Raw genomic sequence first — 26,268 nt, forward strand, 5'->3', positions numbered from 1 at the left:
GGCCATGAGGCCGCCCCCTTCGTCGTTCGCTACCGGCCCAGATACCCGGCCAGCAGCGCGGCCCACTCCCGCAGCGGCCCGGGGTCGAGCAGCTCACCGTGTCCGGAGGCGACCGGATGGACCACCACCCGTCCCGCGTACGGCGACCAGGCCACGCCCGCGCCGCCCGGGAACCCCGGGGTCGGTCGCGCCGCCTCGACGAAGACCAGCTCCCCCGGGTACGGCCGGGGCGTCCAGCCACCCGCGAGCCGGTCGCTGTCGAGATAGTTCTCCACGACGGTGCACACCTGGGCCTGGGTGAAGGCCGCCATCGCCGGGTCCCGCTCGCGCAGCAGCCGCGCCGCCACCGCCACGGTCAGGTCCGACTGCGGGACCTCGTGGCCGAGCTCGCGCAGCAGCTCGGCCAGCGCCTCGGGGCCGCTGTCGACGGCCACCGGCCGGTCCAGGTAGGTGTCCAGGACGCCGAGGAACGACACCTGCCGACCCCGTTCCGTCAGCAGCACCGCGGTCTCGTGGGCCACCGCACCGCCGAACGACCAGCCGAGCAGCCGGACGGGTCCGGCGGGCGCGGCCTGCTCGATGTGGTCGGCGTACTCGGCGGCCAGGGCGGGCAGCGTGGTCGGCAGATCGGACGACCGGCTCAGGCGGGGCGCCTGGAGTCCGATCAGCGGCGTGTCCGGCAGGTATCGCTTCAGCGCCGCGAACGGCCAGCTCAGGCCGCTGGCGGGCGGGAGGCAGAACACGGCGGGCCGCGTACCGGACGGCTCCAGGGCCACCACCCGCGCCAGCGCGTCACCGACCGGCTCCGGAGCCTGCACCAGCCGGGCCATGCCCGCCGCCGTCGGCTGCGTGAGCAGCGCCGACAGCGGCACGGCCACCCCGAACGCGGCCCGCAGCGCCGCCGACAGCCGCACCAGCAGCAGCGAGTGTCCGCCCAGGACGAAGAAGTCGTCGTCCACGCCGACCTCGGCCAGCCCGAGCAGATCGGCCAGGAGCGCGCAGACCCGCTGCTCGGTGGGCGTACGCGGGGCGGTGGACGCCGGGCCGGAGCCGAAGTCCACCGGCGGCAGGGCCGCCCGGTCGATCTTCCCGTTCGGCGTCACCGGCAGGCGGATCAGCGCCACCACCGCCGACGGCAGCATGTACGCGGGCAGCCGTTCGGCCAGCAGCCCGCCCAGGTCCGGCGGCACCACCGCGTCGGCGGTGGCCGTGTAGAGCGCGATCCGGGGCACCCCGGCCGCGTCCGGCACCGCGACGGCGACCGCCCGCGACACCGCCGGGCACGCCGCCGCGACCGATTCGATCTCGCCCAGTTCCACCCGGAAGCCGCGCACCTTCAGCTGGTGGTCGGTGCGGCCCAGGTATTCCAGCTCCCCGGCCGCCGACCAGCGGGCCAGGTCACCGGTGCGGTAGAGGCGGCCGCCCGGGGACCACGGGTCGGCGGTGAACCGCGACGCGGTCAGCCCCGCCCGGCCCAGGTAGCCCCGGGCCACCTGGGCGCCGCCGAGGTAGAGCTCACCCGCCACGCCCGGCGGCACCGGGCGCAGCCGCTCGTCCAGCACGTACGCCGTGGTGCCGGGCAGGGGGCGGCCGATCGACGGGCGGGTGCACCACGCGGCGTCGACCGGCGCCGCGGTCGCCCATACCGTGGCCTCGGTCGGGCCGTACAGGTTGGTCACCGACGCGGCCCGACGCGACAGCTCGCGGGCCAGCGGCACCGGCAGCGCCTCGCCGCCGACCAGCGCCCGCACCCCGGCCAGGTCCGCGTCGGCCTCCGTCAGCATCGTCCACATGCCGGGCGTGGCCTGCAGGACCGTGACCCCGTGCGCCCGGACCAGGTCCGCCAGCAGGTACGGGTCGCGGGCCTGGACGTCGTCGGCGAGCACCACGTGCCCGCCGCCGCGCAGCGTGCCCAGCAGCTCCAGCACGGCGATGTCGAACGACAGCGTCGTCACCGCCAGGAACCGGTCGCCGGCGCCCAGCGGCACCGCGCCGTCCATCGCGGACAGGAACGCCTCGACGTCGCCCCGGGTGACCGCCACGCCCTTGGGGCGCCCGGTCGAACCCGACGTGTAGATCACGTAGGCGGCCGCGTCCGGCGACACCGCGACGTCCGCCGACCCGGCCGGGGCCGGGCCGGGCGACCCTACGGTCACGACGGGGCAGCCCGCGTCCGCGACCAGGTGACGTGTGGCGGCGTCGGCCACGACCGCGGCGGGCCGGGCGTCGTCGAGCATGAACCGCAGCCGGGGGGCCGGGTACGCCGGGTCCAGCGGCACGTACGCCGCCCCCGCCCGGACCACGCCCAGCAGCGCCACGAGCAGGTCCACCGAGCGCGGCAGCATCAGCGCGACCAGGGACTCCGGTCCGATGCCGAGCCCGGTCAGCCGCCGCGCGAACACCGCCGACGCCGCCTCCAGCCCGGCATAGGTGAGGGTCGTCCCGCCGCAGGTAACCGCCGGGGCGTGCGGCGTACGCGCCGCGTGCGACCGCACCGCGTCCAGCCACGGCGGCGGCCCCGCCACCGGCGACCCGCCGTCCTGCCAGGCGCCCAGCTCGGCCAGGTCCGCGCCGGTACGCAGGTCCACGTCGTCCAGCCGCACCTCGCCCTCGGCCCCGGCCGCCGCGACCAGCAGCACCAGCCGGTCCAGCAGCCGCCGCGCGGTGGCGGGGTCGAAGCGGTCCGGGTCGAACTCCAGCGCCACCGACACCGGCCGCCCGGGACCGTCCTCGACGAAGGTGAAGTTCAGGTCCACCTTCGGCGCGGCCTCGGCGGCCGGGGCGGCCAGGGTCGGCAGGCCCAGCAGCCGGTCGCCGCCCTCAGGATGGCGCAGCACCCCGAGCATCACCTGGAACAGCGGGTTGCGGCCGGGCACCCGGACCGGGTTGACCGCCTCCACCACGTCCTGGAACGGCAGCTCGGCGTGGTCGAACGCGCCCAGCACCGTGTCGCGGGCCCGGGCCAGCAGCTCGCCGAGGGTCGGGCGGCCGCCCACGTCGGAGCGGACCACCACCGTGTTGACGAAGAACCCGACCAGGTCGGCCAGCGCGTCGTCGCCCCGGCCGGAGACCGGGCTGCCGATCGGGACGTCCGGCCCGGCCCCGTGCCGGGCCAGCAGCGTCGCGACGGTCGCGTGCAGGGCCATGAACAGGCTCGCCGACACCGCCGACGCCCGCTCGCGCAGCCGGTCGACCAGCGCGGCGGGCAGCTCGGCCGCGACGGTCAGCGCCGCCGACGCCGAGCGGGCCAGCGCCCGGGGCCGGTCGGCGGGCAGCGCCGTCTCCGGCGGCAGCGCCCGCAGCCGCTGCTGCCAGTAGGCGCGCTCGCGGGCGTGGCGGCTCGCCCGGTCGGTGCGGTCGCCGAGGCGGCGATGTTGCCACAGGGCGTAGTCGGCGTACTGCACGGGCAGCGGGGTGAACTGCGGCGCCGTGCCCGCGCGGCGGGCGGCGTACGCGGTGTCCAGGTCGGACAGCAGGGGACGGTCCGACCATTCGTCCATGGCCAGGTGGTGCAGCACCAGCAGCAGCACCGACTCGTCGGCGTCGGGGTCGGCGAAGAGCACCGCGCGCAGCGGCGGCTGCCCGGCCAGGTCGAACGGTCGCGCCACGGCTTCGGCGAGCGCTTCGGCTGTCGCCGAGCAGTGGTGGACGGACAGCTCCACCGGTGCCTCAGGCAGGATGCGCTGCGCGGGTCCGTCGGCATCGACCTCGATCACGGTACGCAGCGCCTCGTGCCGGGCCGCGACGTCGCCGAGCGCGGCCGCCAGCGCGGCGGGGTCCACGGCGCCGCCCAGGCGCACGGTGAGCGGGTAGTGGTACGCGGTCGACTCCGGCTCCAGCTGGCTGAGCAGCCACAACCGCTCCTGCGCCGCCGACAGCGGGAGCCGGGCGGGGCGCGCTCCGGCGGTGACCGCCTCGGTCGCGGCGGCCGCCGAAGCGGTGCGGGCGGCCAGCCGGGCCGGGGTGCGCGCGTCGAACAGGTCCCGGACCGACACCTCCATGCCCAGGTCGCGGCGCAGCAGCCCGAGCAGCCGCAGCGCGATCAGGGAGTGGCCGCCCAGGGCGAAGAAGTCGTCGTCGGCACCGACCTCGGGCAGGCCCAGCGCCTGCGCGAACAGCTCGCACAGCGCCTGCTCCGCCGGGGTAGCCGCCGCCCGCGAGCCGCTGCGCGGCGGCAGCGCCGGGGGCAGCGCGGCGGTGTCGAGCTTGCCGTTGACGTTCAGCGGCAGCGCCGCGACCACCGCGAACGCGCTGGGCACCAGGTGGCCCGGCAGCCGGTCGCGCAGCCGGTCGGCCAGGTCCCGGACCAGGTCGGCCGGGTCGGCGGCCGGGTCGTCGGGCACGACGTAGGCGACCAGGCGCCTGCCCCCGGCCGGGTCGGGCGCGGCGAGGACAGCCGACTGGCGCACCCCGGCCAGCCCGGACAGGGCCGTCTCGATCTCGCCGAGCTCGACGCGATACCCCCGGATCTTCACCTGGTCGTCGGTGCGGCCGAGGAAGTCCAGGTGCCCGTCGGGGCGCAGCCGCACCAGGTCGCCGGTGCGGTACATCCGCTCGCCGGGAGCCTGCGGATCGGCGGTGAACCGGGCCGCCGACAGCCCCGGGCGGCGCAGGTAGCCGCGGGCCAGCCCGGCACCGCTGATGTACAGCTCACCCGGCACGCCCACCGGCACCGGCCGCAGCCAGCCGTCCAGGATCCGCACCCGGGTGTCGCGGATCGGCCGGCCGACCGTCGTGGTCGCGCTGTCGGCCGTCCCCGCACCGAGCGTGTTGATCGTGTACTCGGTCGGCCCGTACAGGTTGTAGCCGAGCACGTCCGCCGCGAGCAGCGCCGCCCACAGCGCCTGCGGCACCGCCTCGCCGCCGAGCAGCACCAGCCCCGGCCGGTGCCCGGCCGCGTCGAGCAGTCCCGCGTCGAGCAGGTGCTGCGCGAACGTCGGGGTCACGTTGACCACGTCGACGCGGTGCGCCCGGCAGTACGCGACCAGCGCCATCGCGTCGCGGCGCAGCTGCTCGTCGCAGATGTGCACGTGGTGGCCCTCGACCAGCCAGAGCAGCTCCTCCCACGACATGTCGAAGGAGAACGACACCGTGTGCGCGATGGTCAGCACCCGGCCGCCGGCCGCCGCGACCACCGGATCGAAGATCTCAGCCCGGTGGTTGAGCTGCATGTTCGTCAGCCCCCGGTACGGCGTCACCACGCCCTTGGGCCGACCGGTCGAACCGGACGTGTAGATGACGTACGCGGGGTGGTCCAGGCGGCCCGGTGTGCCGGGGGCGAACCCGCCCAGCTCCGCCGGGGTCAGCGGCGTGTCCGGGAAGGCCGCCTCGGCATCGTCCGGCAGCAGCGTCCGGACACCCGCCCCGGCCAGCCGCCCGGCCACCGCCGAGGTGGTGACCAGCAGCAGCGGGTCGGCGTCGGCCAGCATCTCGGTCAGGCGCCCGTCCGGGTGGTCCAGCTCCAGCGGCAGGTACGCCGCGCCGCAGCGCAGCACCCCGAACAGCGCCACCACCGCCGCCACCGACCGGGGCAGCGCCAGCGCCACGATCGCCTCCGGGCCCGCCCCGGCCGCGCGCAGCCACCGCGCGAACCGGTTCACCCGCCGGTCCAGCTCGGCATAGGTCAGCGACTCGGCGCCGCAGGTCAGCGCGGTGCGCTCCGGCACCAGCAGCGCCCGCTCGGCCAGCAGCTCCGCGATCGTGCGGTCCGGGGTCGGCCCCGGCGGGCCGGTCAGCTCCCGGACGTCGCCGGGCAGGCCCAGCGGCAGGTCCGCGACCCGGGAGCCGGGCCGCGCGGCGATCGCCAGCAGCACCTGGCGCAGCCGGTCCAGCAGCGCCTGGGCCTGCTCGGCGGGCACGACGTCGGACCGGTGCTCCAGTCGCAGCCGCAGCCGCCGTCCCGGAGTGACGACCCAGGTCAGCGGGTAGTGGGTGGCGTCTACGGCGCTGACGTCGACGATGCCGTGGGCCTGCTCCAGGTCGGTGAACGTGTCGTCGCCGAGGAAGTTCTGCAGCACGTACAGGCTGTCGAACAGGACGTCGCGGCCCAGCGCCTGATGGATCGCACCGAGCCCGAGATGCTCGTACGGCATCAGCGCGACCCGGTCGTCCTGCACCCGCCGCAGCACCGCCGCGACCGGCTCGCCGGGGGCGCAGCGCACCAGCGCGGGCACCGTGTTGAGGAAGACGCCGACGACCTCGTCCACACCGTCGAGCTCGGTCGGCCGTCCGGCCACGGTCGTGCCGAACACGGCCTCGGCCCGGCCCGTCGCGTGCGCCAGCACGAGCCCGAGCGCCGTGCTGAGCAGCGCGTTCAGCGTCACCCCGGCCTGGCGGGCGGCGTCGGTCACCGCCTGGGTCTGCTCGGCGGTCAGGTCGTGGGCGAGGCTGGTGGCCAGCACCGGCGCGGTGCCCGCCGCGGCCGGGTAGAGGACCGTCGGCTCGCCCAGCCCGGCCAGGTGCCCGGTCCACGCCGCGGTCGCCGCGGCCGAATCCTGCCGGGACAGCCACGACAGGTAGTCGCCGAACCGCGCCGCGGGCGGGGCGAGGACGGGTTCGGGGCGGCCGTCGCGGGCGGCGGCGTACCGGTCGAACAGCTCGCGCAGCACCAGCTCCCGCGACCACCCGTCCCACAGCAGCAGGTGGTACGTGAACAGCAGCCGGTCCCGGCCGCCGGGCAGGCGCAGCACGGTCAGCCGGGCCAGCGGCGGCCGGGCCAGGTCGAACGGGGCCGCCCGGTCGGCGGCCAGCACCCCCGCCAGCCGGTCCGGACCGCCGTCATCGGACAGGTCCACCACCGGGACGTCGAAGGCCAGGTCCGCGCCGACGAACGCGACCGGCCGCCCGGTCACGGCGGCGAAGCCGAGCCGGGTCGCCTCGTGCCGCCCGAACAGCCCCGCGAACGCGGTGGCCAGGGCCGCCGCGTCGAGCCGGGTCGCGAAGTCGAACACGTTCTGGGCGACGTACACGTCGGCGTCCCCGGCGTAGCGGGCCTGGAAGAACAGGCCCTCCTGCAACGGCGACAGCGGCCACACCGCCTCGGCGCGCACCCCGGCCGCGGCCGCGATCCGGGCCACCTCGGCGGCGTCGACGCCGGCCGGGAGCAGGTCGTCTCCGGCGGCCAGGTCGGCCAGCGCGGCCGTCCAGTCGGCGGCCAGGCCTGCGACGTCCAGACCCTCGTCGGCGTAGGTGAGCACCGCGACCAGTTCCGGGCCTGCCGCCGTGTCACGGCAGGCCGCGTTGACCTCCAGCAGGTACGGCGTGCCCAGGTCGGGGTCGGGGGCGGCGTGCAGCACCCGCTCCTCCGGGGCTCCGTCCCAGTCGGCGGTGCCGCCGACCGGGAACCGGCCCAGGTAGTTGAACAGCAGTTGCGGCGTGCCGAGGCGGCCCAGCGCGGCGGCCGTACGCGGGTTGAGGTGGCGCAGCAGCCCGAAGCCGAGCCCGCCGTCGCGTACCCCCGAGACCGTGTCCCGCACCGACGCCAGCACCTGCGCCGCGCCGCCGGTCACGCCCGGCAGCCGCACCGGGGCGATCGCGGTGAACCAGCCGACCGTGCGCGACAGGTCGGTGTCGTCGGCCAGCGGCTCGCGGCCGTGCCGTTCCAGGTCCACCAGCAGGGGTGCCGCCGGGTCGAGGCCGCGCCGCGACCGCCACCGCGCCACCGCCAGGTGCAGCCCGGCCAGCAGCGTCTGCGTCACGTCCGCGCCCGCCCGCGCCGGGACGGTGGTCAGCAGCGGCGCGACCACCTCGGCGGGCACCGTGATGCGGTGCTCGCGGGTGGCGCCGACGGTCAGGCCGACCGTCACCGCCGTCGGGTCGAGGTCGGCACCGGGCGCCAGCGTCGCCGTCCAGTGCCCGAACTCGGCCAGCCGGTCCGACCGGGTGGCCTGCTCGGCGGCGGTCCGGGCGTACGCCCGCAGCGACGTGCCGACCGGCTCCAGCCGCGGCGCCCGCCCGGCCGCCACGGCGTCCCAGCCCGCCCGCAGGTCGTCGCCGATGACGCGCCAGGACACCCCGTCGACGGCCAGATGGTGCACCACCAGCAGCAGCCTGCCCTGCTGCGCGGGGCCCCGGTCGAAGTGGACCGCCCACAGCAGCCTGCCCGCGTCGGGGTCGAGGGAGTCGGCGGCGCCCTCGGCGACCGCGCGGACCATCTCGGCCAGGTCGTCGTCGGACAGCCCGGCCGCGTCGAGGGTGCTGACGCGCGGTGCCGCCGTGTCCGGGGCGCCGACGGTCAGCGACCACAGCAGCGGGTCGGGGCGGTCCAGCCGCAGCCGCAGCGCGTCGTGCCGGGCGACCAGCGCCCCGACCAGCGCGTTCGCCTGCCCGTTGGTCAGGCCCGCCGGGGTCAGCAGCAGCTCCGCCTGGTGCAGCCGGTTGATCCGCCCGCCCAGCTCGGCCAGCCGGTGCACGATCGGCAGCAGCGCCACCTCGCCCACCCCGTCCCCGGCGGCCTCGGCCGCGATCGCTCGCTGCGGCACGGGCTGCGCCGGGGCGCACGCCGCCGCCAGCGCCTCGGGCGTACGCAGGGTGAACACCTCGCGGGGCGAGATTCGCAGGCCCCGGCGCCGGGCCAGGTTGACGAGCTGGATCGCGATGATGCTGTCGCCGCCCAGGGTGAAGAAGTCGGCCCCGACCGCCGCGTCCGGCAGCCGCAGCACCTCGGCGTACAGGGCGCGGAGCTGGTCCACGGTGGACGCGTCCGCACCGGTCGGTGCCGCGTCGGCGGCGGGCGCGGCGGGCGCGGCGGGCTGCGGCGCGGGCAGTGCGGCGCGGTCCAGCTTGCCGTTGACGGTCAGCGGCAGTGCCGCGAGCGGCACGTACGCGGCCGGGACCATGTAGGCGGGCAGCGCCGCCGACAGCGCCGACCGCATGCTCTCGGCGTCGACCGGGGCGCCGGTCCGGGGCACGACGTAGGCGACCAGCCGCCTGCGTCCGGGCTCGTCCTCGCGGACCGTCACCGCGGCGTTGGCGACCTGCGGCAGCGCCAGCACCGCCGCCTCGACCTCGCCCAGCTCGATCCGGTACCCCCGGATCTTCACCTGGTCGTCGGCGCGGCCGACGTACACCAGCTCCCCGTCCGGGGTGCGCCGGGCCAGGTCGCCGGTGCGGTAGAGGCGGCCGCCGCCGGAGTCCGCGACGAAGCGGGTCGCGGTCAGGGCCGACCGGCCGTGGTAGCCCCGGGCCAGCTGGTCACCGGCGATGTACAGCTCGCCGACGGTGTCGTCGGGGACGGGCTCCAGCCGCTCGTCGAGCAGGTGGGCCCGCAGACCGGGCAGGGCCGCCCCGATGAGGCTGCCCCGGTCGCCGTGCGCGTCGGCGGGCGCCAGCGCCCGGAACGACACGTGTACGCAGGTCTCGGTGATGCCGTACATGTTGACCAGGGTCGGCGCGGCGGGGCGGCGGTCGTGCCAGGACCGCAGCCGGGACAGGTCCAGCGCCTCGCCGCCGAACACGACGTAGCGCAGCGCCAGCTCGCCGTCGGCCTCCTCGTCGGCCGCGGCCAGCGGGTAGAACGCCGACGGGGTCTGGTTGAGCACGGTGACGCGCTCGTCGGACAGCAGCCGCCGGAACCGGTGCGGGTCGCGGGCCACGTCCTCGGGTACGACGACCAGGTGCGCGCCGTGCAGCAGCGCGCCCCACAGCTCCCATACCGAGAAGTCGAACGCGATCGAGTGGAACAGGGTCCACACGTCGTCGGGCCCGAACGTGAACCGCTGCCGCCCGGCGCCGAACAGCGCCAGCACGTCGCCGTGCGTGATGACCACGCCCTTGGGCAGCCCGGTCGACCCGGAGGTGTAGATGACGTACGCGGCACCGTCCGGACCGGACGCCGCCGCCTGCGGCACACCGGCCGGGTGTGCGGCGATCGCGGCGGCCGTGGCCGGGTCGTCCAGCACCAGCAGCTCGGTGGCCCCGGGCAGGGCACCGGCGGTGGCCGTGTCCGTGATGACGCAGACGGGCGCGGAGTCGGCGACGATGTGCCGCAGCCGAGCGGGCGGGGACGCCGTGTCCAGCGGCACGTAGCAGCCCCCGGCCTTCACCACGGCGAGCACCGCGACGACCAGGTCCAGGCCGCGCGGCAGGGCGAGGGCGACCCGGCTCTCCGGGCGTACGCCCCGGGCCAGCAGCTCCCGGGCCAGCCGGTCGGCGCGGGCGTCGAGCTCGGCGTAGGTCAGGCGCCGGTCGCCGGCGGAGACGGCGGTGCGGGCCGGGTCGGCGTCGGCCGCCGCGTACGCCTGCGCCAGCGACGCCACCCCGGGTGGCGCGACGGTCGCGGTGGCCGCCGGAGAAAGGTCGTTCAGCTCGGCGACGGTGCCGGTCGGTTCGGTCAGCAGCCGGTCGATGATGTGCTCCACCCGGTCGAGGAGCTGCCGCGCCCGGTCGGCGCCGATCAGCTCGCAGTCGTACACGATCTCCAGGGTCAGCCGCTCGCCGGGGAAGGCCACCAGCGCGAGCGGGTAGTGCGGCGCGTCGGTGCCGGTGAACCCGCGCACCCGCAGGCCCGACGCGCCCGGGGTGCCGTCGACGGCCGGGAAGTTCTCCACCACGACGATCGTGTCGAAGAACTCGCGCACCCCGGCCAGCCGCGCCAGCTCGCCGAGCCCGGCGTGCTGCACGTCGAGCAGGTCGGTGAGCTGCTCCTGGAGCCCGGCGACCACCTCGCCGAGCGGCTGGTCGGCCCGCCACGCCATCGGGACGGGGATGGTGTTGATGAGCAGGCCGACGATCGACTCGACGCCGGGCAGCTGCCCGCCTCGGCCGGAGACGGTCGAGCCGAACACGACCCGGTCCCGGTCGAGCAGCTGCCCGAGCAGCAGCCCCCACGCGGCGTGCAGCAGCGTCGACACGGTCACGCCGTGGCGCCGCGCGGCGGCGGCGACCTGCTCGGTGCGCTGCGGCGACAGGCCGGCCGACACGCTGTCGTGCCAGCCCACCTCGCCGGACGTGCCGACCAGCAGCGTCGGCACCGCCCCGGCCAGCGCGCGGGCCCAGGTGTCGCGGACCACCGCCGGGTCCTGCGCGAGCACGGACTCGACGTGGTCGCGGAAGGTGACCGCCGGGGCGGGCAGCTCGGCGCCGCCGCGCTCGTACGAGGCGATGACGTCGGCGAAGACCAGCGGGTACGACCAGCCGTCGGCGACGATGTGGTGCATCGTCTCGATGAGGCGGTGCTCGGTCGGGCTCAGCGACACCAGCGTGTACCGCACCAGCGGCGCCTGGGCCAGGTCGAACGGCTCGGCCAGCGCCGCCGCCGCGATCCGGGCCAGTTCCGCGTCCGGGTCCGGGGCGCCGCCGAGGTCGAACGCCTGCCACGGCAGCTCGACGTCGGCGGCGATGACCTGCGCGATCCGGCCGTCGGACAGCTCGGCGAAGGATGCCCGCAGGGCGTCGTGGCGGCGCACCGTCGCCGCGACCGCGGCCCTCAGCACGGCTGGGTCCAGCGCCCCGCCGAGCTCGGCGACCTGCTGCACCCGGTAGGTGTCCACCTCCGACTCGGCATAGGCGGCGTGGAAGTACATGCCCTGCTGGAGCGGCAGCAGCGGCAGGATGTCGCGCACCCGGCCGCTCGGGGCGAGCCGGTCCACGTCGGCCTGGGTGAGCGCGACCAGCGGGAAGTCCGACGGGGTGTGCCCGTCGAGGCCGGTGCAGCGGGTCAGCGCGGTCAGCGCCGCCAGCCACAGCCGGGCCAGCTCCCGTACGTCGTCCTCGCCCATCAGCCCCGCCGGCCAGCTCAGCGTCGCGGACAGGACCGGGCCGTGCGGGCCGTCTTGCGCCTGCGCATTGACCTCCAGCGCCTGCGCCGGGTTGTCCGGGTGCACGCCCTCGTGCAGCACGCCGGTGGACTCGCCGCCGGTGAACCGGCCCAGGTAGTTGAACAGGATGCGCGGCGGGCGCGGCCAGTGGCCCCCGGTCAGGTGGCGCAGCACGCCGTAGCCGAAACCGCTGTCCGGCACGGCGCGCAGCTGCTCCTTGACCGCGCGGGCGGCTCCGGCCAGGGCCGGTCCGGCCGCCTCGACCTCGGCCCAGCCGACCGTGCCCGGGTCGAGCGCGACCGGGTGGATCACGGTGAACCAGCCGACCGTCCGCGACAGGTCGGCGTCGGCGGCGCCGACGTGCCCGCCGTCGCGGCCGTGCCCCTCCAGGTTGACCAGCACCGGCGTGTCCGCCCCGGACCCGGTCCAGCCGGGGCGCGGGGTGGCCCGCCACTGCCGTACGGCCAGCGCGAACGCGGTCAGCAGCCCGTCGTTGACCCCGCCCCGCAGCGCGGCCGGGACGGCGGTGAGCAGGGCGGTGCTGACGTCGGCGGCCAACGTGACCGTCACCGAGCGGACCGTGGCGGCGGTGTCGCGCGCCGGATCGAGCTCGCGTACGCCGAACAGCGGGTCCGGGGTGTCCAGCACCGCCCGCCAGTACGGCTCCTGCGCGGCGTACCGGCCGGTGTCGGCGACGGCGCGCACCCGCGCGGCCCAGTCCTGGAACCGGACCGGCACCGGCGGCAGCGCCGCGTCCCGGCCGTCGCGCACGGCGGCGCAGGCACGGGCCAGGTCGTCGGCGATGATCCGCCACGACACCCCGTCGACGACCAGGTGGTGCACGCTGAGCAGCAGGTGCGACGGCCGCCGCGGCCCCTCGTCGAACCAGGTCGCGGCGGCCATGTGGCCCGCATGGGCGTCCAGCCGGGACGCGAGCGCGTCGACCGCCCCGTCCAGCCGGGCCGGGGGCGCGCCTTCGACCACGGTCAGGTCCGGCTCGAACACCGCCCCGACCCGCAGCACGTCCCCGTCGACGCGGACCCGCAGCAGGTCGTGGCACCGGCCCAGCGCCCGCAGCACCGCGCCGACCCCGGCGCGGTCCAGCCCGGCCGGAACCGGCAGCAGCATCGTCTGGTGGAACCGCGACAGCGGGGTGGCCGCCTGGAACGTCTCGGCCAGCATCGGCGTGAGCGGCACGGTCCCGTCCCCGGCGACCGGCGCGAGCGCGGGCGCGGCCGGGGCGGCGGCGACGGTGGCCGCCAGCGCCCGCACGGTGCGGCGGCGGAACACGTCGCGCGGGGTGACGTGCAGGCCCGCCTGCCGGGCGCGGGCGGCAGCCGCGATCGAGGAGATGCTGTCGCCGCCGACGGTGAAGAAGTCGTCGTCGATGCCGACCCGGGGCAGGGCCAGCACGTCGGCGTAGATCGCGCACAGGGTGCGTTCGGCGTCGGTGCGCGGCTGCGCGGTCGCGCCGGTGTCGGGGACGGCCGCCTCCGGCAGCGCGGCGGTGTCGAGCTTGCCGTTGACGGTCAGCGGCAGCACCGGCACGGTCGCGTAGCGCTGCGGCACCATGTAGCCGGGCAGCCGCTCGGCCAGCGCGTCGCGCAGCCCGGCCAGGAACACCCCGTCGGCGGCGCCGGTCGGCACGACGTACGCGGCCAGCCGCTTGCGGCCGGTGACCGGGTCCTCCAGCTGCGCCACCACGGCCGCCTGGCGTACGCCGGGCAGCCCCGACAGGGCCGTCTCGATCTCGCCGAGCTCGACCCGGTATCCCCGGATCTTCACCTGGTCGTCGGTGCGGCCGAGGAAGTCCAGGTGCCCGTCGGGGCGCAGCCGCACCAGGTCGCCGGTGCGGTACATGCGCCCGCCCGGCACGTTCGGGTCGGCGGTGAACCGGGACGCGGTCAGGCCGGTCGCGTCGAGGTAGCCGTGCGCCAGGCCCGCCCCGGCGATGTACAGCTCACCGGCCGTCCCAGCGTGCACCGGGCGCAGCCACGGGTCCAGCACGTACGCGCGGGTGTTCCAGATCGGGCGGCCGACCGTGCTGGTCGCGCTCTCGTCGGTGCCCGCGCCGAGGGTGTTGATGGTGTACTCGGTCGGCCCGTACAGGTTGTAGCCGATCGGGCCGCCGGGCCGGCGCAGCCGCTGCCACACGGCGTCGCTGACCGCCTCCCCGCCGAGCAGCACCAGGCTCGGCGGATACCCGGCCGGGTCGAGCAGCCCCTCCTCGAACAGGTGGTGGGCGTAGGTCGGCGTCACGTTGACCACGTCCACGCGGTGCTCGCGGCAGTACGCGACCAGCGCGGTCGCGTCGCGGCGCAGCTCCTCGTCGCACACGTGCACCTCGTGGCCCTCGACGAGCCAGAGCAGCTCCTCCCACGACATGTCGAAGGAGAACGACACCGTGTGCGCGATCCGCAGCCGGCCGCGCCCGGCCGCGCGGGCCCGCGCCACCGCCGGGTCGAAGATCTCGGCCCGATGGTTGAGCTGCATGTTCGTCAGCCCCCGGTACGGCGTCACCACGCCCTTCGGCCGACCGGTGGAACCGGACGTGTAGATGACGTACGCCGGGGCGTCCAGCGAGCCGGGCCCCGGGTCGGCCGGGGGCCCGTCCGGCAGCGCCGCCAGCTCGGCCGCGAGCTCCGGGGTGTCCAGCTGAAGGGCCTGCCCGCCGAGGTCGCGCTGCCGCGCCGCCAGCTCGGCGGCGCCGGTGGTGCACAGCAGCAGCGCGGGCCGGGCGTCGGCGAGCATGTCGGCCAGGCGCGCCACCGGGTGGTCCAGGTCCATCGGCAGGTACGCCGCCCCGCAGCGCAGCACCGCGAACAGCGACACCACCATCTCCACGCCGCGCGGCAGCCCCAGCGCCACGACCGTGCCCGCCCCGGCCCCCCGCCCGCGCAGCAGCCGCGCGGCCCGGTCGACCTCGGCGTCGAGCTCGGCGTAGGTCAGCGACCGGGCGCCGAACACCAGCGCGGTGTCGCCCGGGATCAGTGCGGCCCGCTGCGCGAGCAGGTCCGCGATGGACGCCTCCGGCAGCGCGTGCTCGGTGGCGGCCCAGTCGCGGCGCAGCCGCTGCGCCTCGGCGTCCAGCACCGGGTCGAGCTGCCCGACCGGCACGTCGAGGCTGTCGGCGACCCGGGTCAGCAGCCGCAGGAAGCGGTCGAGCTGGCGCCGGGCGTCGGCCGCCCCGATGACGTCGGGCCGGAACTCCAGCTTGACGTGCAGGTTCGCCCCGGGCGTGACCACCCAGGTGTACGGGTAGTGCGTGGTGTCGGTGTAGCCGACCCCGGTGATGCCGTGCTGCTGCTCCAGGTCGGCGAAGGTGTCGTCGGCCAGGAAGTTCTGGAGCACGAACAGGGTGTCGAACAGCTGGTCGTGGCCGGTGGCGCGGTGGATGTCGCCCAGCCCGAGGTGCTCGTGCGGGGCCAGCCGCAGCCGGTCCTGCTGGGCGCGCAGGGCCAGCTGCGCCACCGTCTCGGCGGGCGCCGGACTCACCCGGACCGGCACGGTGTTGAGGAACAGGCCGATGGTGTGCTCGATGCCGGGCAGCTCGGTGGGGCGCCCGGCGACGGTGGTGCCGAAGACGACGTCGGTGCGGCCGGACTCGTACCCGAGCAGCAGGCCGAGCACGGCGGTGAGCAGCGAGTGCAGGGTGACCCCGCGCCGCTGGGCCTGCTCCCGCAGCCGCAGCGTGACCGCCGACGGCAGGGCCGCCAGCAGCCGGTGCGACGGCAGCGGTTCGCGGCCGACGGCGGCCGGGCACAGCAGCGTCGGCTCGGTGACGCCCGCGAGCTCGCCGCGCCACGCGGCGACGGCGGCGTCCTGGTCGCGTCCGGCCAGCCAGGTCAGGTATTCGGGGAACCCGTTGCCGGCGGGCGGCAGGCCGCCGGCGGCACCGGCGGAGGCGTACCGGGCGAACAGGTCGCGCAGCACCAGCTCGCGCGACCAGCCGTCCCAGAGCAGGAAGTGCGCGGTCAGCAGGAGCTGGTCGCGGCCGTCGGGCAGGCGGACGGCGGTGAGCCGGATCAGCGGCGGCCGGGTCAGGTCGAACGGCTCGCCGAGGTCGGCCTCGTGCAGGCGGGCCAGGGCGGCGTCGAGGTCGGCGCCGTCCAAGCCGGACAGGTCGGCGACGGCCACGGCCGGGTCGAGCTCGGCGGCGATGTACTGCACCGGGGTGTCGCCCCCGAACCCGGCGCGCAGCGTCGGGTGGGCCGCCAGCAGCGACGCGAACGCCGCCCGCAGCCGGTCCACGTCGAGCCGTCGGTCGAGGTCGAAGACGTTCTGGGCGATGTAGGTGTTGGCGCCGTCGGCGTACGCGGCCTGGTAGTAGACGCCGCGCTGGAGTGGCGACAGGGCCCAGATGGTCTGCACCGGCACCGGCGCCGCCGCCACGATGCGGTCGATCTCGGCCTGGTCCAGCCGCACCGTCTCCAGGTCGGCCGGGGTCAGCGCGGCCGGGGCGGGCGCGGCCGCCCCGGCCAGGCCCGCGTCGATCGCGGTGGCCGTACGCAGCCGGAACAGTGCCTCGACGGTCACCTCCAGGCTCTCGCGGGCCAGCCGGTTGACGACCCGGATCGCCAGGATGCTGTCGCCGCCGTGGGCGAAGAAGTCGTCGTCGGCACCGAGGTCGGTGCTGGCCAGCACCTCGGCCAGGTGGCGGCGGATCGTCTCGGCCCGGCGGGTGCGGGCCGCGCCGCCCGGTCGCGCGGCGGGCGCCGGGTCGGGCAGGGCCCGCCGGTCGCGCTTGCCGTTGGGCAGCAGCGGTATGCGTTCCAGCACCGTCACCGTCGCCGGGACCAGGTACGGCGGCAGCTCGGCGCGCAGCATCGTCCGCAGCGCGCCGGGGTCGAGGCGCTCGCCGGGCTCGGCCACGACGTAGGCGTGCAGCGCGTGCGTGCCCGCCCCCGTGCGGCGGGTCGCGGCCACGGCCTCGGCGACGCCGATGCGGCGGACCAGGGCCGCCTCCACTTCGGCCAGCTCCACCCGGTACCCGTTGATCTTGATCTGGTCGTCGGTGCGGCCCAGGAACTCGACCTGCCCCGACGGCGTGAGCCGCCCCCGGTCGCCGGTGCGGTAGAGCCGCTGCCCGGCCGTGAACGGGTCGGCCACGAACCGGGCCGCCGTCCCGCCGCCCTGCCCCAGGTAGCCCCGGGCCAGCTGCACCCCGCCGACGTAGACCTCGCCGACCCCGCCCGGCGCCACCAGATCGAGGGTCTCGTCCAGCAGCAGCACCCGGGTGCCCGGCACGGGCGTGCCCAGCGGCACCGGGCCGTCGTCCACCGTGGTCACGTCGGCCGTGAGCACGTCGCCGACGACCTCGCTGGAGCCGTACGAGTTGACGATCCGCGCCCGCGGCGACGCCGCCGCCAGCGCCCGTACCGTGTCGGCGTCCAGGGCCTCCCCGGACAGCAGCCAACGCCGCACGCCGGGCAGCGGGTTCTCGGCCAGCGCCGCGGCCAGGCTCGGCACCGCCAGCAGCTGCGTCGCGCCGCTGTCGGCCGTCAGCCGGGCCAGCGCGGCGCCGTCGGCGGCGGTCCGCTCGGTCGCGATCACCATGGTCGCGCCCGCGACCAGGCCGCCGAGCAGCTCGGTGGTGCCGTCGATGAAGCTCGGCGAGCTCTTGGCCACCCGGACGTCGGGGGCGCCGGCCTCGGCCGACCACTGCTCGGCCGCCCAGGCCAGCCGGTTGGCCAGCCCGCCGTGGGTGCCGACGACGGCCTTGGGCCGCCCGGTGGACCCGCTGGTGTAGACGACGGACACGGCGTCGTCCGGGTCGGGCTCGAACAGGTCCCCGATCGGGGCGCCCGCCGCCGCGACCCGCACCGTGTGCTGCGGCAGCCCGTGCGGGGGCAGCGTACGGGCGGTCGCCTCGTCGGTCAGCACCGCCACCGGCCGCGCGTCGTCGAGCATGAACTCGATCCGCCCCGCCGGATACGCCGGGTCCACCGGCAGGTACGCCGCCCCGGCCCTGGCCACGGCCAGCAGCGCGGCGGCCAGGTCGACGCCCCGGCCGACCGCGACGGCGACGACGTCGCCCCGGCCCACCCCGTGACGGCGCAGGTGCCCGGCCACCCGGTCGACCCGGGCCGCCAGCTGGGCATAGCTCAGCGCGGTGGCGCCGCAGACCACGGCGGCCCGGTCCGGTGCCGCCGCGACCGCCCGCGCGAACTGCGCGAGCACGCCGGGCTGCGCGGCGCGCGGATTGCCGGACGCGGCCAGCAGCTCCGTACGCTGCTCGGCGGGCACGAGGCTCACCTGCCCGACCGGGCGGGCCGGGTCGTCGGCGAGCGCGGCCAGCAGCAGCGCGTACTGGTCCAGCAGCGTCCGCGCGGCGGCGGGGTCCACTGCCGACAGGTCGTGGGTGAGCAGCAGGTCGAGGTGCCGCCCCGGCTTGGCCATCAGGGTGACCGGGTAGTGCGGCGCCTCGACGGTCTCGACGCCGGTCACGCGCAGGTCGCCGACCTGCTCGAACGCGGCCGGGTAGTTCTCGATGACGACGAGGGTGTCGAACAGGTCCGCGACGCCGGTCCGGCGGTGGATGCGGCGCAGCGCCACGTGCTCGTGCTCCGTCAGCGCGGTCTGGGCCCGCGCGGCCCGGGACACGGCGTCGATCAGCGGTTCCGCCGGAGTCCACCGGACCCGGGCCGGGACGGTGTTGACCAGCAGCCCGATGATGTCGTCGAGGCCGTCGGTGTCGCCGGAGCGGCCGGAGACGGTCAGGCCGACGACGGCGTCGCCGCTGCCGGTGCGGCGGCCGACCAGCAGACCCCATACGGCGGTGAGCAGGCCGCTGACGGTGATCCCGTGCCGCCGGGCGAGGGTGCGCAACCGCTCGGTCAGCTCGGCGGGCACGGCCCGCGCGATCCGGGCGTAGCCGTCGCCGCCGCCGGTCAGCGCCGAGGCCAGCCGGGTCGGGCCGGTGACTCCGGACAGTGCCGCGGCCCAGGCGTCGGCGCCCCGGTCGGTGTCCAGCCCGGCCACGGCGCGCAGGAACGTGTCGTAGCCGACGGGGACCGGCAGCGGCTGCCGCTCGTGCAGGGCCAGCAGCTCGCGCAGCATCAGCGGCACCGACCAGCCGTCGGCGAGCAGGTGGTGCACGGTGTGCACCAGGGTGTGCCGCCCGTCGCCGAGCCGGGCCAGCACGAACCGCATCGCGGGCGGGTCGGCCAGGTCGAACGGGGTGGTGCGGTCGGCGTCGGCGGCCTCGTCCAGCAGCCGGGCGGCGGTGTCGCCGTCCAGGCCGGACAGGTCGAGGTCGCGCCACCGCAGGCGGTGGCCCGCGACGACGGCGACCGTGCGCCCGTCGCGCAGCGTACGCAGCCCCGAGGCCAGGTGCGGGTGGCGGGCCAGCAGGCCTTCGGCGGCGCCGCGCAGCCGGGCCGGGTCCACGGGCCCGTCGAGCCGGATGCGCTGCTGCACCACGTACGGGTCGGCGCCGGTCGCGGTGCGGGCGTGGAAGTACAGGCCTTCCTGGAGCGGTGACAGCGGCAGCACGGCACGCAGGCCCGGCACGGCGGCGTCCAGGTCGGCGACGTCCTCGGTGGTCAGGGCGGCCAGCGGGAAGTCCGACGGGGTGTGCCCGGCCACGCCCGGGTCGGCGGCGATCGCGGTGAGCGTGCCCGTCCAGGCACGGGCCAGCTCGGCGACGCGCTCGGCGGTGAGCAGGTGCCCGGCCCAGCTGAACCGGGCGCGCAGCACCGGGCCGTCGGCGGTGTCGACGGCGACGGCGTTGACCTCCAGCACCCGGGCCAGCGGCAGCGCCGGATCGCGGCGCTCCACGACGATGTCGCCGCCGTCCAGGGCCGCGAACGGCCCGGAGTCGGCGGCGCTGAACCGGCCGAGGTAGTGGAACAGCACCTGCGGTGCGGCGGACAGCTCCGGCCGGTGGCCCAGGTGGCGCAGGGCCCCGTAGCTCAGCCCCCGGTGCGGGATCGCGCGCAGCTGCTCCTTGACGGCGCGGACCGCCGCGCCCAGGTCGCCGACCGGGCCCGGGTCGACGGCGAACGGGTACAGGGTGGTGAACCAGCCGAACGTGCGCGACAGGTCGGTCTCGCCGGGCAGCACGTCCTCGCGGCCGTGCCCCTCCAGCTCCACCAGCATCGGCCCGTCGCCGCCGCGCCAGTCGCGCAGCGCCAGGGCGAACGCGGTCACCAGCCCGTCGTCGACCCCGCCGTGCACGGCCGCCGGGACCGCGCCGAGCAGGCGGGCCGAGACGTCCGGGGGCAGGGACACGGTCAGGTCGCGTTCGGTGGCGACGGTGTCGCGGGCCGGGTCGAGCGGCCGGCCGCCCAGGACCGGGTCGGGCGTGGCGCAGGTCCGCCGCCAGTATGGCTCCGCCTCGGCGAACACGCCGTCGCGGACCGCCTCGGTGAGCCGCCGCGCCCACTGCCGGAACGGCGTGCCGTCGCCGGGCAGGCGCACCGGCCGTCCCGCGCTCAGGTCGGCCCAGGCCGCCCGCAGGTCCTCCAGCAGCACCCGCAGCGACACCCCGTCGACGACGACGTGGTGCACCGCCAGGATGAGCAGGCCTTCGGCGGGCCCGGCGGCGAGCCATACGGCGTCGAGCATCCGGCCGGCGGCCGGGTCGAGGCGGTTCGCGGCGGCGGTGGTCTCCCGGTCCAGCGTCTCGTCCAGGTCGGCCGGTGCCGGTGCGGCGAGGCGGGTGGTGAGCCCGGCGGCGGTGACCGACCCGGCGGGCTGGACGGTCAGCGTCCAGCGGGGCGTGCCCGTGGCGCGGGTACGCAGCATCGGGTGGGCGGCCAGCACCGCGTCGAGCAGCAGGTGCAGCTGCTCCTCGGTGAGACCCGCCGGGGTGCGCAGCGTCATCGCCTGGAAGAAGCCGTGCACGGCCGGGCCGAGATCCTGGAGCCACTCCGTGATCGGGGTGGGCGGCACCGGGCCGTCGGCGTCGGCCGGGGTCGCGGCGCTGCCGGGGTCGACCGGGGTCACGGCCGGGGCGAGCGCGGCGGGCGTACGCCGGGCCAGGATGTCGGCGGGCCGGACCAGGTATCCGGCCTGGCGGGCGCGGCGGACCACGCCGATGGCGGTGATGCTGTCGCCGCCGAGGGTGAGGAAGTCGTCGTCGGCGCTGATCCCGCCAACCCCGAGCACGTCGGCGAAGACGTCGCAGAGCAGCCGCTCGACCGGGCCGTCCGGGGCACGCCGGGGCGCCCGTTCGGGCGCCACCGGGTCCGGCAGCGCCCGGCGGTCGACCTTTCCGTTGGCGGTGACCGGGAAGGCGTCCAGGATGGTCACGGTGGCGGGCACCATGTACTCCGGCAGCCGCCCGGCGCACCAGGTGCGCAGCTGCTCGGCGGTGACCGGGGCGTCGGTGACGGCGTATCCGGCGAGCTGGGCGGCGGCGCCGCCGGTGTACACGACGACTGCGGCGCGGCGTACCGCCGGGTGCGCGGCCAGGACCGCCTCGACCTCCTCCAGCTCCAGCCGCATACCGCGGATCTTGACCTGGTTGTCGGCCCGGCCGACGAAGTCGAGGCTGCCGTCCGGCGCGATCCGGGCCAGGTCGCCGGTGCGGTACATCCGGGTGCCCCGGCCGTCGAACGGGTTGGCCACGAACCGCGCCCCGGTCAGCGACGGCGCGTTGACGTACCCGCGTCCGAGCAGGAACCCGGCGGCGTAGAGCTCGCCGACCTCCCCGGCCGGCACCGGCTCCAGCCGCTCGTCCAGCACGTACAGCTGCGTGTACGGGTTGGCCCGCCCGATCGAGGTGGCGATGCGCTCGGCCTCGTCCCGGTAGATGACGTGCGAGACGCCGATGGTCGCCTCGGCGGGCCCGTAGCCGTGGTAGAGCGTGGTGGTGAGCTGGCGCCGGAACCGCTCGAACAGCTCGGGGGTGAGCACCTCGCCGCCGCACCACACGTGGCGCAGCCCGTCGAGCAGGGTGGTGCCCCGCGACATCTCCAGCAGCACGTCCAGCATGGACGAGACCAGGTAGACGAAGGTCACCCGCTCGCGGGAGACCAGGTCGAGCAGGTAGTGCGGGTCGCGCTCGCCGCCGGGGTCGGCGACCACGACGTAGCCGCCGCTGACCAGCGGCAGCAGGATCTCGTTGACGGAGATGTCGAACGCCAGCGGGGCCTTGAACAGCGACGCGTCGCCGGGGCCGAAGTGGAGGATCTGCTCGACCTGCCACAGCAGCCGGTTGCAGATCGCCTCGTGGCGGATCATCGCGCCCTTGGGGCTGCCGGTGGAGCCGGAGGTGAAGATGACATACGCCAGCGCCGCGCCCTGAATGGGCAGGTGCAGGGGCTGGTCGGGCTGGTCCGCGTACGCCCAGGCGGCCAGGTCGACCTCGACCAGGTCGGCGGCGGGCACGTCCCGCGGGTGGCTCGGCGAGGCGATGACCAGGCGCGATCCGGCGTCGGCGCGGACCTTCCCCCGGCGCTGGGCGGGCCAGGCCGGGTCCACCGGCACGAACGCCCCGCCCGCCGCCATGATCGCCAGCACGGCGACGACCATCTCGGCGGAGCGGGGCGTGCTGACCGCGACCGTCTCCTCCGGACGCAGCCCCCGCTCGCGCAGGTGGTGCGCCAGTTGCCAGACCGTGGCGGCCAGTTCCGCGTACGTCAGCCGGGTCTGCCCGGCGACCAGGGCCAGTGCCCCCGGGGTGCGGGCCGCCTGGGCGGCGAACAGGTCCGGGACGGTCGTGATGGTACTGGGGACAGCGGAAAACTCGGCCACACCGAAGGTCATGTAGGTTAGGTTAGCCTAACCTTTGTTTCAGTGAAAGCCGGTGTCCGCGCCTGCCACGCCCGCCACAGCGCGGCATACCGGCCCTCGGCCGCCAGCAGGTCGTCGTGGTGTCCTTCCTCGACGATCCGCCCGTCCTCCATGACGCACACCCGGTCGGCGGTCGCGGCCTGCGTCAGCCGGTGCGCCACGACCAGCGCGGTGCGCCCGGCCGTCGCGGCCGCCGCCGCCCGCTCCAGCACCCTGGCCCCCTGGCTGCCCGCCTCGGCGGTCGCCTCGTCCAGCACCACGACCGCCGGATCGGCCAGCACCAGCCGGGCCAGCGCCACCTGCTGCGCCTGCGCGGCCGTCAGCGGGTGCCCGCCCTCGCCCACCACCGTGGCCAGCCCCTCGGGCAGGTCAGCCGCCCAGTCCAGCGCGTCCACCGTGGACAGGGCCGCGCGCAGCTCGCCGTCGGTCGCGCCGGGCCGGGCCAGCCGCAGATCCTCGGCCAGCGGCCCGGCGAACACCCGCGTCTCCTGCGTCACCATCGCGATGCGCCGCCGCAGCAGCGGACCGAGCCCCGCCAGCGGGACGCCGCCCGAGCGCGCCGTCCCGGCCTGCGGCCGCAGCACCCCCGCCGCGATCGCCGCCAGCGTCGACTTGCCCGCCCCGGTGGTCCCCACCAGCGCCACCCGCTCCCCGGGCGCCAGGCGCAGGGTCACCCCGTGCAGCACCGGCACCCCCGGGGCGTACCCGAACACCACGTCGGCCAGTTCCAGCGACGCGTCGGCCGGCTCGGCCACCGCGACCGGCTCGGCGGGGTCCGGGATGGCCACCACGCCGACGAGCCGGGCCAGGCTCGCCCCGGCCAGCTGCACCTCGTCGAACATGAACAGCAGCATGCCGATCGGGTTGAACAGCCGGTGGAACAGCACCGCCGCGGCGGCCGTCTCCCCCACCGTCAGCGCGCCGTCGCGCACCAGCAGGAACCCGACCACCAGGATCGCCGACAGGCCGAAGAACTCCGCCCGGTTGACCCGGGCCACGAACCTGGTGAACAGCGTGAACACCGAGACCGACAGGTCGCGTCTGGCCGCCGACGCGGTCTCCAGCCCGCCCATGCGCCAGCCCAGCAGCCGGTAGGCGTGCACGGTGCGTACGCCGTGCAGCGACTCGACCAGGTGCTGCGACGAGTCCGCCCCCGCGCGCCGTTCCCGCGCGTAGATCGGCGACGACCGGGGCAGATACCAGCGCAGCGCCACCGCGTACAGCGGCACCGCGACCGCGCCGGCCAGGCCCAGCCGCCAGTCCAGGCCCGCCATCGCGGCCAGGCTGAGCACGCCGAGCAGCACCGACGTCGCCATCATCGGGATCACGTCGGCGACGGCCTTGCCGATCACGGTGGCGTCGCTGCCGACCCGCGACAGCAGGTCGCCCTGCCCGGCACCCTCCACCGTGGTCGAGGGCAGCGTCAGCACCCGGGCCAGCACCCGCTCGCGCAGCTCGGCCAGGACCGCCGCGCCGATGCGCCCGGTCAGATACGTCCCGAGCCCGGTCGCCAGGCCCCCGACGACCGCGCAGCCGACCAGCACCGCCGCGACCCCGCCGATCTCCGCGCCCGGGCCACCGGCCCGCACCCGGTCGACGAGCACCCCGAGGGTGTACACGGTGGCCACCCCGGCCGCGGCCCCGGCCGCTCCGGCGGCCAGCGCCCCGAGCAGGCCCGGCCAGCGCGAGCGCAGCGCCGCGAACAGGTAGCCGCGGCTGTCGCGGGCCGAGGCGATCGGGAGCACGGCGGGGACGGGTGCGCCGCTCATCGCAGCACCGCCCGCCGGTAGGCGTCCTGGGTGCGCGACAGCTCGTCGTGCGTACCGGCGGCGACCGCGCGGCCGCCGTCGACCAGCACCACCCGGTCGGCGACGGCCAGCAGCGCGGGGCTGCTGGTGATGACGACGGTGGTCTGCGCCGCCGGCGCGGCCGGGTCTGCCGGGTGGCGCAGGGCGCGCAGGCCCCGGGCGATGGCGTGCTCGGTGACCGCGTCCACGGCGGTGGTCGGATGGTGCAGCACCAGCAGCAGCGGCCGGGCCAGCAGCGCGCGGGCCAGCGCCAGGCGCTGGCGCTGCCCGCCGGACAGACTCGCGCCGCGTTCGGCGACCGGGTGGGCCAGCCCGCCCGCGGCGGCCTGGAGCACCTGGTCGGCGGCCGAGGCCCGCAGCGCCTCGGCCAGCACGTCCGGGTCGGGCTCGCCGCGGTCGGCGCCGACGGTGAGGTTGCTGCCGATCGTGCCGGTGAACAGGTCCGGGTGGTGCGGCTCGGCGTGCAGCGGCCAGCCGTCGGGGCTGTGCTGCCCCAGCGGCGCGGCGCCCAGCAGCGCGTGGCCCCGGTAGTCGTCGGGCGGCACCCGGCCCGACAGCACCGCCGCCAGGGCGTCGCCGTCGGTGGCGCGGGTGGTGACGACGGCGACGAACTCGCCGCCGCGCACGTCGAGGTCCAGTCCGGACAGCGTGGCGTAGGTGAGCCCGGTCAGCCGCAGCTCCGGCTCGGGTGCGGCGGCATCGGCCGGGGCCTCGGGCAGCACGGCCGGTGCGGCCAGCACGGCCGCGATCCGGTTGGCCGAGCCGCGGGCCTGGGCGACCCAGCCCGGGATGACCGCGAGCAGGCCCATCGGCTCCATCAGGAACTGCGCCAGCCCGATCACGGTGATCAGCTCGCCGACCGAGATGTCGCCGCGCAGCGCGAACCATCCGGCCAGGACCGCGGCGGCGCAGGCCAGCAGCGCGCTGCCGGTGCCGGAGGCGGCGGCGTAGGCGCCCTGCGCGCGGGCGGCGCGGACCATCGCCACCCGCGACCGGCCGGAGACCTCGCGGTAGCGGTCGGCGGCGGCGCCGGTGGCACCGATCCCGGCCAGCGGCCGCAGGCCCGACACCAGGTCGGTGGCGACCGCCGTGGCCTCCCCGGCGAGTTCCTGCTGCGTCTCGGCCCGGCGGGTCAGCGCTGGCGTGGCCGCTTGCAGGGCCAGCAGCACCAGCGGCGTGCCGACCAGGACGGTCAGGCCCAGCGGCACGTCGATGGTGATCAGCGCGGCCGCGCTGATGGCGACGGCGGTGACCGCCCCGACGACGCGGGGGATGTAGTCCAGCACGTACGAGGTCTGGTCGGTGTCGGCGGTGGCGACGCTGAGCAGGTCGCCGGTGGCCTGCTCGGTGCGCAGGCCCCGGGGGCGCAGCACGGTGGCCGCGATGTCCAGCCGCAGCAGGTGCGCCTCGTCGGCGATGGCCCGCATGAGCTGCCGGGCGCCGAACCGGTACGCCATGGTCAGCACGGTGAACAGCAGCCCCAGCACGGCGATCCACCGGGCCAGGGCGTACCCGTCCCCGGTGGCCACGGCCCGGTCGACGATCACGCCGATCAGGATCGGGACCAGGGACTCGCAGACCTGGTGCGCTCCGATGAGGGCGGAACCGGCCGACAGCCGCCGCCGGTTGCGTACGACGGTGCGGCGCAGGACCGCCCCGCCGGAGTCGACAGCCGTCGCCATCCCCGGGGTCAGTTCGCGGTCGCCGCGGCCGCCATGCGCTCGCGCAGGCTCCGCGGACGCAGGTCGGTCCAGTGCTGGTCCACATAGTCCAGGCAGGCCTGGCGGCCCGTCTGCCCGTCGGCGCCGAACACGACGGTCCACCCGGCGGGCACCTCCTTGAAGGTGGGCCACAGCGAGTGCTGCTCTTCGTCGTTGACGAGCACGAAGAACGTCGCGGCGTCGTCGTCGAACGGGTTGGTGGACATGGGGCGCCTCCTAGACTCGAACAAAGGTTAGGCTAAC

Annotated in this window: 4 protein-coding genes; all 4 read right to left on the reverse strand. The window is 76.6% G+C overall.

Translation table 11 applies throughout. From position 1 onward, the window contains the following. Positions 1-29 precede the first annotated feature (29 nt). Genes Cs7R123_RS06595 through Cs7R123_RS06610 form a run of 4 tightly spaced genes read right to left on the reverse strand, consistent with a single transcriptional unit; the run spans position 30 to position 26,231 of the window. Positions 30-22,469 carry an amino acid adenylation domain-containing protein gene (locus Cs7R123_RS06595; protein ID WP_212824263.1) on the reverse strand — a complete coding sequence of 7,480 codons (22,440 nt, stop codon included), beginning with the start codon at positions 22,467-22,469 and terminating at the stop codon, positions 30-32. A gap of 5 nt (positions 22,470-22,474) precedes the next feature. After that, complete coding sequence (locus Cs7R123_RS06600; protein WP_212824264.1) at positions 22,475-24,265, reverse strand: ABC transporter ATP-binding protein; 1,791 nt, start codon at positions 24,263-24,265, stop codon at positions 22,475-22,477. Further along, on the reverse strand, positions 24,262-25,986 hold the full coding sequence (locus Cs7R123_RS06605; RefSeq protein WP_212824266.1) for an ABC transporter ATP-binding protein: 1,725 nt from the start codon (positions 25,984-25,986) through the stop codon (positions 24,262-24,264). The genes Cs7R123_RS06600 and Cs7R123_RS06605 overlap by 4 nt, the downstream gene beginning before the upstream one ends. 8 nt (positions 25,987-25,994) lie before the next feature. Beyond that, positions 25,995-26,231 carry an MbtH family protein gene (locus Cs7R123_RS06610; RefSeq protein WP_212824268.1) on the reverse strand — a complete coding sequence of 79 codons (237 nt, stop codon included), beginning with the start codon at positions 26,229-26,231 and terminating at the stop codon, positions 25,995-25,997. Positions 26,232-26,268 lie beyond the last annotated feature (37 nt).

The sequence above is a fragment of the Catellatospora sp. TT07R-123 genome, from assembly GCF_018327705.1.
In the GTDB taxonomy this organism is placed as follows: Bacteria; Actinomycetota; Actinomycetes; order Mycobacteriales; family Micromonosporaceae; genus Catellatospora.

Coding starts and splice junctions, on each gene's coding strand:
- Cs7R123_RS06595 (WP_212824263.1), bottom strand. CDS start 22,469: ATGACCTTCGGTGTGGCCGAGTTTTCCGCTGTCCCCAGTACCATCACG.
- Cs7R123_RS06600 (WP_212824264.1), bottom strand. CDS start 24,265: ATGAGCGGCGCACCCGTCCCCGCCGTGCTCCCGATCGCCTCGGCCCGC.
- Cs7R123_RS06605 (WP_212824266.1), bottom strand. CDS start 25,986: ATGGCGACGGCTGTCGACTCCGGCGGGGCGGTCCTGCGCCGCACCGTC.
- Cs7R123_RS06610 (WP_212824268.1), bottom strand. CDS start 26,231: ATGTCCACCAACCCGTTCGACGACGACGCCGCGACGTTCTTCGTGCTC.